Origin of the sequence: Mycolicibacterium elephantis DSM 44368 (assembly GCF_004014805.1) — a bacterium.
Lineage (GTDB): Bacteria > Actinomycetota > Actinomycetes > Mycobacteriales > Mycobacteriaceae > Mycobacterium > Mycobacterium elephantis.
Window position 1 is genome coordinate 114,869 of record NZ_ATDN01000015.1, and the last position, 6,516, is coordinate 121,384.

The 6,516-nt window shown below is 69.3% G+C and carries 3 protein-coding genes; 1 reads left to right on the top strand and 2 read right to left on the bottom strand.

What is annotated here, in order from left to right:
* Positions 1-17: 17 nt before the first annotated feature.
* Positions 18-1,118, top strand: a complete 1,101-nt coding sequence (locus tag MELE44368_RS12525) for a fatty acid desaturase family protein (RefSeq protein WP_128108784.1) — start codon at positions 18-20, stop codon at positions 1,116-1,118.
* An 11-nt stretch (positions 1,119-1,129) separates the two neighbouring features.
* Here MELE44368_RS12525 and nei2 read toward each other — a convergent pair whose 3' ends face one another.
* Entirely contained in the window at positions 1,130-1,891 is a 762-nt protein-coding gene (gene nei2, locus MELE44368_RS12530; RefSeq protein ID WP_128108785.1) for an endonuclease VIII Nei2, read from the bottom strand.
* 2 nt (positions 1,892-1,893) lie between these two features.
* Positions 1,894-6,447, bottom strand: coding sequence for an ATP-dependent helicase (locus MELE44368_RS12535; RefSeq protein WP_128108786.1), 4,554 nt, complete (start codon positions 6,445-6,447; stop codon positions 1,894-1,896).
* Positions 6,448-6,516 lie beyond the last annotated feature (69 nt).

The window sequence follows — 6,516 nt, forward strand, 5'->3', positions numbered from 1 at the left end:
ACCCTTAAGGAGGCGACATGACTGTCACCATCACAGAACCCCGGACCATCGAGAAGGTCGTGCGCGGCAAGGCGATCCGCCTGACCCCCGAGCAGGCCGAGGCCTTCGGCCGTGAGATCGACGCTCTCAAGGAGCGCGTGATCGCCGATCTCGGCGAGCGCGACGCCGACTACATCCGCCGTGTCATCAAGGCGCAGCGCACGTTGGAGGTCACGGGCCGCGCGCTGCTGTTCGGCGGGATCCTGCCGCCGCTGTGGCTGGCGGGCACGGCGATGCTGAGCCTGTCGAAGATCCTGGACAATATGGAGATCGGCCACAACGTCATGCACGGCCAGTACGACTGGATGGGCGATCCGGCGATCTCCAGCCGCGGGTTCGAATGGGACACCGCGTGCCCGGCCGATCAATGGCGCCACTCGCACAACTACATGCACCACACCTACACCAACATCGTCGGCATGGACCGCGACGTCGGCTACGGCATCCTGCGGATGAGCCCGGACCAGAAGTGGCGGCCCTACTTCCTCGGGAACCCGGTGTACGCGTTCCTGCTGATGGTGCTGTTCCAGTACGGCGTTGCGCTGCACGAACTGGAGACCGAACGCATCCGGGCCGGCGAGATCACGCTGGCCGACAAACGCGAGATCCTCGAGGGCATCTGGCGCAAGACGAAGCGGCAGACGCTCAAGGACTACGTCGCGTTTCCGCTGCTGGCAGGCCCGTTCGCACCATGGGTGTTCGGGGGAAACCTGACGGCGAACCTGGTGCGCAACGTGTGGTCCTACATGATCATCTTCTGCGGGCACTTCCCCGACGACGTCCAGGAGTTCTCCATCGAGGAGACGAAAGCCGAGACGCGCGGGCAGTGGTACTTCCGCCAGATCCTCGGATCGGCGAACCTCACCGGTAACAAGCTGTTTCACGTTCTGTCCGGCAACTTGTCGTTCCAGATCGAACACCACCTGTTCCCCGACATTCCGGCGCACCGGCTCGCCGAGATCGCGTCCGACGTGCAAGACATCTGCCAGCGCTACGGCATTCCGTACAACAAGGGGTCGCTGCCGCGTCAGTTCGGGACCGTCGTGCGCAAGATCGTCAGGCTGGCGTTACCGCGCTGAGTCCGTGGCGGTCAGGTCTGACAGACCGGGCACCAGTAGGAGACGCGTTCACCGCCCCGGTCGAACTCGATGCGGGTGCCACAACGACGACACGGCTCGCCGCCGCGGCCGTACACCCACAGCTGGCGGCCGCGCCGGGTGTCGCCGGTCGTCGTGCGGTTCCACCGGGACCGGTTGAGCCACAACATGTCCCTGGCCCGCTGCACCATCCGCAACGGATCCTTCAGCCTGCCGACAGGCGTGGTCGGCAGACGGCCCGCGACGAAGCACAACTCGTTGCAGTACACGTTGCCCACGCCGGCCATCACCCGTTGGTCCAACAGCGCCTCGGACAGTCGACGATCGGGATCGGCGATCAGGTTCCTCCTGGCCACCTGCGGGTCCCAGTCATCGCCGAGCAGGTCCGGGCCGAGATGGGCGACGACGTCGGCGTCGTGTTCACGGTCGAGCACCTCGAGCACGCCGAGGTCGATGCCGACCGCCTGAATGTCCTCGGTTTCCAAGATGATTCGGATCCGGTGGCCGGCCCTGCTCGGTGTGCTCAGCGGATTGACCTTCCAGCTGCCCTCCATCTTCAGATGGGAGTGGATGCTGGCGTCGCCGACGCGGATGAACAGGTGCTTGCCGCGGCTGATCACCTCGTCGACGACCTGGCCGGTCAGGTCGACGGTGGCGTAGCGCGGAACACGGACGTCGCAGCGGGTCAATGTCTTTCCGGCGAGCGTGTCGCGCAGGACGACCGCGGTGTGCCAGACGGTGTCGCCCTCGGGCATCGTTACCGCAGCCTCAACCCGCGCGGCGTACGCGAAAAGCCCGCGCCCGTCAGCGCGTCGTGTACCGCCGCGCGTTGCCCCTCGGCGGCCGGGTCCAGCACGGAGACACCGTTGACCTTCTCAACCAGCAACGACTGGACCCGCCCGCTGCCCACGAGTTCGGCCAGGGCCGCGGCGGCCGCGGCGTGGGCTTCGGGGTCGTCGCTGAAGCTCAGCAGGGTGCGGCCACCCCGCTCGAGGAACCACACCAGTTCCCCGTCGACGATCGCGACCAGCGCACCGGCTTTGCGGCCCGGACCCTGACCCGGCCACGGCAGCGCCGCGCCGTAGGGGTTGGCCGGGTCGGCGGCGGCCAGCACGACGGCGTGATACTCGCGGCGTTCGGGATCCACCCCGTCGAGATAGCTGCGCAACCGGTCCACCGTCGAGGCCACCGCGAACTGGGCTCCGCCCAACGATTCCACGAAGTAGCCGCGCTGGCACCGGCCCGCCTCCTCGAACGCCGTCAGCACCTTGTACAGCGTCGCGAACCCGCCGGGCACCTGCTCGGCCGTCACCGCGCCCTTGGTCAGCACACCGTGGCGGTTGAGCAGCTGTTCGGCCCGAAAATGCGCCCGCACAGTCGATTCCGGTTCGGCGGCGGGCAGCGCCGACCAGCGTCCGGCCACCGTCGGATCGGCACTGCGGGTCTGCGCGTGCGCGACGCTGTAGCGGCTCAACCGGGGAGGCCGCTGCCGCTGCCGATGCGCCGGCGAGCCACGGCGGCCTGAGGGGCTCCTGGACCCGGTCAGCACCGCTCGTACCGGGGCGAACGTGTCACCGGTGACCCAGCCGGCCCAAACCAGTTCCCACAGCGCCTGTTTGAGCTCGTCTGTCGGGGTGTCGGCGAGTTGACGGAAGAAGGTGTCAGCGAGCTGACGGAAGAAATACGCGCCGCCACCTTCCAGCGTCTGCAGGATCGCCCGGTGGGCGTCGGTGAACTCGATCTCCGCGGGCACGCCCAGCGTCATCGGCGCGGACTCGGCGAGGTGGAACGCCACCCATCCGTCACCGGAACCGATCTGGCCGGCACCCGACCAGATCACCTCGCCGGAGGCCAGCAGTTCGTCGAGCATCGCCGGTTGGTAGTCGCGCACCCGTTGGCCGAACACCAGCGGTTCGACCGCCGACGCCGGCAGCGGCACTCCGGCGAGTTGTTCGACGACCGCGGCCAGCCCGTCGATGCCCGCGTTGTGCGAGCCGACCTGATGCCACTCCGGCAGGAACCGGCCGTACGCGGCGGTGCTGACCGGCTCGACCTGAGCCCGCAGCGCCGCCAGCGACCTGCGCCGCAGGATCTTGAGAACGTCAGCGTCACACCATTCGACGGACTCGGCCGCTGTGCCCGATGTCGCCGTCGGGGCGGCTCCGGAGGTGAACTCGCCGCGGATCACCTTGCCGTCGATCGCCATCCTGCTCAGCACGTCGGCGGTGACCCGCAACCCCAGTCCGAACCGGCTCGCCGCGTCATGCGTGGTGAACGGCCCGTGCGTGCGTGCGTAGCGGCCGAGCAGTTCACCGAGCGGGTCGGGGACCGACTCGGTGAAGGCCGCCGGCACGCCGACCGGCACCGCCACCCCGACACCGTCGCGCAGCAGCCCGATGTCCTCGACGGCCACCCACCATGTCTCGTCGGCGAAGGTCACCGTCAACGCGCGCTTGGCTGCGCGCAGCCCGTCCAGCCACGGACCGACCTCGTCCGCCGTCGCGCGTTCGGCGATCTCACGTTCGGTCAGCGGACCCAGCAGCCGCAGCAGGTCGGCGACCGCCTCGGCGTCGCGTGCCAGCCGGTCCTCGGCCAGGTGCTGCAGCTGGCGCGTCGTGGTCGCGATGACCTGAGGGTCGAGCAGCTCGCGCAGCTCCACCCGGCCCAGCAGTTCGGCCAGCAGCACGCTGTCCAGTGACAGCGCGGCCGCGCGCCGTTCGGCCAGCGGGCTGTCGCCTTCGTACATGAACGCGCCGACGTACCCGAACAACAGCGACGCCGCGAACGGCGACGGGGTCGTGGTCTGCACCTCCATCACCCGCAGCCGCCGCTGCCCGATCCGGTGCATCAGCTCGGTCAGCGCAGGCACGTCGTACACGTCCTGCAGACATTCGCGCACCGCCTCCAGCACGATGGGGAAGTCCGGATACTTGTGCGCGACGTCCAGCAGCTGCGCGGCGCGCTGACGCTGATGCCACAGCGGTGAGCGCTTCCCGGGATGACGGCGCGGCAAAAGCAGTGCGCGGGCGGCACATTCGCGGAACCGGGACGCGAACAGCGCCGAGCCGCCCACCTCGGCGGTGACGATGGGCTCGATCTCGTCGGGGTCGAACACGAACAGGTCGGCGCCGGGGGCGGCCTCGTCGGTGTCGGGCAGCCGCACGATGATGCCGTCGTCGGAGGCCGTCGGCTTCTCCTCGATGCCGTAGCGTTCCCGCAGCCGGTGTGTGACCGCCAACGCCAGTGGGCCGTGCACCCGAAGACCGTAGGGGGAGTGCAGGATCACCCGCCAGTCGCCGAGCTCGTCGCGGAACCGCTCGACGACCAGCGTCGCATCCGAGGGCACCACCCCGGTGGCCTGGCGTTGATCGTCGAGTAGGCGCCACAGGTTGTCCGAAGCGAATTCATCCAGACCCGTTGCGCGGCAGCGGGCGTCGAACTCGTCGCGGTTCAGCTGGGCCAGTTCGCCGGTGAACGCGCCGACCGCGGCGCCGAGTTCGGCCGGCCTGCCGACCCCGTCGCCGCGCCAGAACGGAAGCCGCGCCGGTTGCCCCGGCGCGGGAATCACCAGCACCCGGTCGTGGGTGATCTCGGTGATGCGCCAGCTCGTCGCGCCCAACGAGATGACGTCGCCGGGCCGGGACTCGTAGACCATCTCCTCGTCGAGTTCGCCGACGCGCGAGGGCTTGTCGGTATCGGTGGCGAGATAGACGGTGAACAGACCGCGGTCGGGGATGGCGCCGCCCGACGTCACCGCGAGCCGCTGCGCGCCCGGCCGGGCGGTGAGCGTGCCGGTGTCTCGGTCGTAGACCAGCCGCGGGCGCAGCTCGGCGAACTCGGTGGACGGGTACTTGCCCGACAGCAGGTCCAGCGTCGCCTCGAAAGCGCTGCGCGGCAACGTCGTGAACGGGGCGCTGCGCCGTACGGTGTCGAACCAGCGGTCGGCGTCAAGGGATTCCAGTGCGCACGCGGCCACGGTGTGCTGAGCCAGCACGTCGAGCGGGTTCGTCGGCACCCGCATGCTCTCGATCTCGCCGGACAGCATGCGCTTGACCGTGACCGCGCAACCGATCAGATCCGTCCGGTGCTTGGGGAACAGCACGCCCTGCGAGATCTCACCGACCTGGTGGCCTGCGCGCCCGATGCGTTGCAGACCGCTGGCCACCGACGGCGGGGCCTCGACCTGGATCACCAGATCGACCGCGCCCATGTCGATGCCCAACTCCAGGCTGGAGGTCGCGACGACGGCCTTCAGCCGGCCGCTCTTGAGGTCGTCCTCGACCTGCGCGCGCTGCTCCTTGCTGACCGACCCGTGGTGGGCGCGGGCCAGCAGCGTCGGGGCCCCGGACGAGGCGCCGCTGGCCATCAGCTGTGCGGGTGCGCCGCCTCCGACCTCGGGATTGTGTTCCTCGGGCAGCTCGACACCGAGCCGTTCCGCGTGGATCTCGTTGAGCCGCGAGGTCAGTCGCTCGGCCAGCCGGCGCGAATTGGCGAACACGATCGAGCTGTTGTGCGCCTCGATCAGGTCGACGATGCGGCGCTCGACGTCGGGCCAGATGGTGTTGTTCTCCAGGCTTGCCATGTCGGGCACGGGCACCTGGACGGACAGGTCGAACGTCTTGGCCGCAGGCGGCGCGACGATTCTGGTGCGCTGCTGACCGGACAGGAACCGCGCCACCTCCTCGGGGGGCCGCACGGTGGCCGACAGCCCGATGCGTTGGGCGGGCTTGTCGTTGAGCTGATCGAGCCGCTCCAGCGACAGCGCCAGGTGGGCGCCGCGCTTGATGCCTGCGACGGCGTGCACCTCGTCGACGATGACCGTCTGCACCTCGGCCAAAGTCTCGCGGGCGGATGAGGTCAGCATCAAAAACAGCGACTCGGGCGTGGTGATGAGGATGTCGGGCGGTCGGAGGATCAGCTGCCGCCGCTGTTTGGGCGGGGTGTCCCCGGAGCGCACGCCGACGGTGATGTCGGGGGCGGGCACCCCGCGTCGTTCGGCGACCCGGGCGATGCCGGTCAGCGGGGTGCGCAGGTTGCGCTCGACGTCGACGGCCAGCGCCTTGAGCGGGGACACGTACAGCACTCGGGTGCCTGCTCCGGCGGGGCGCGGTTCGGCCACCGCCAGCCGGTCGATCGCCCACAGGAACGCCGCGAGCGTCTTACCCGACCCGGTCGGCGCGATGACCAGCGTGTTGTCGCCGTCGGCGATTGCCGCCCACGCCTCGGCCTGGGCGGGCGTCGGCTCGGCGAACGTGCCCGCGAACCACTCCCTGGTCAGTTCGCTGAACCGGGACAGCGTGGTGGAGCTCATCTAGTCATCGTGCCAACGGGGTCCGACATTGATAATGGAAGAGCATTACCGCGCAGGTCGTGACTCTGG

Coding starts and splice junctions, on each gene's coding strand:
- MELE44368_RS12535 (WP_128108786.1), bottom strand. CDS start 6,447: ATGAGCTCCACCACGCTGTCCCGGTTCAGCGAACTGACCAGGGAGTGG.
- nei2 (WP_128108785.1), bottom strand. CDS start 1,891: ATGCCCGAGGGCGACACCGTCTGGCACACCGCGGTCGTCCTGCGCGAC.
- MELE44368_RS12525 (WP_128108784.1), top strand. CDS start 18: ATGACTGTCACCATCACAGAACCCCGGACCATCGAGAAGGTCGTGCGC.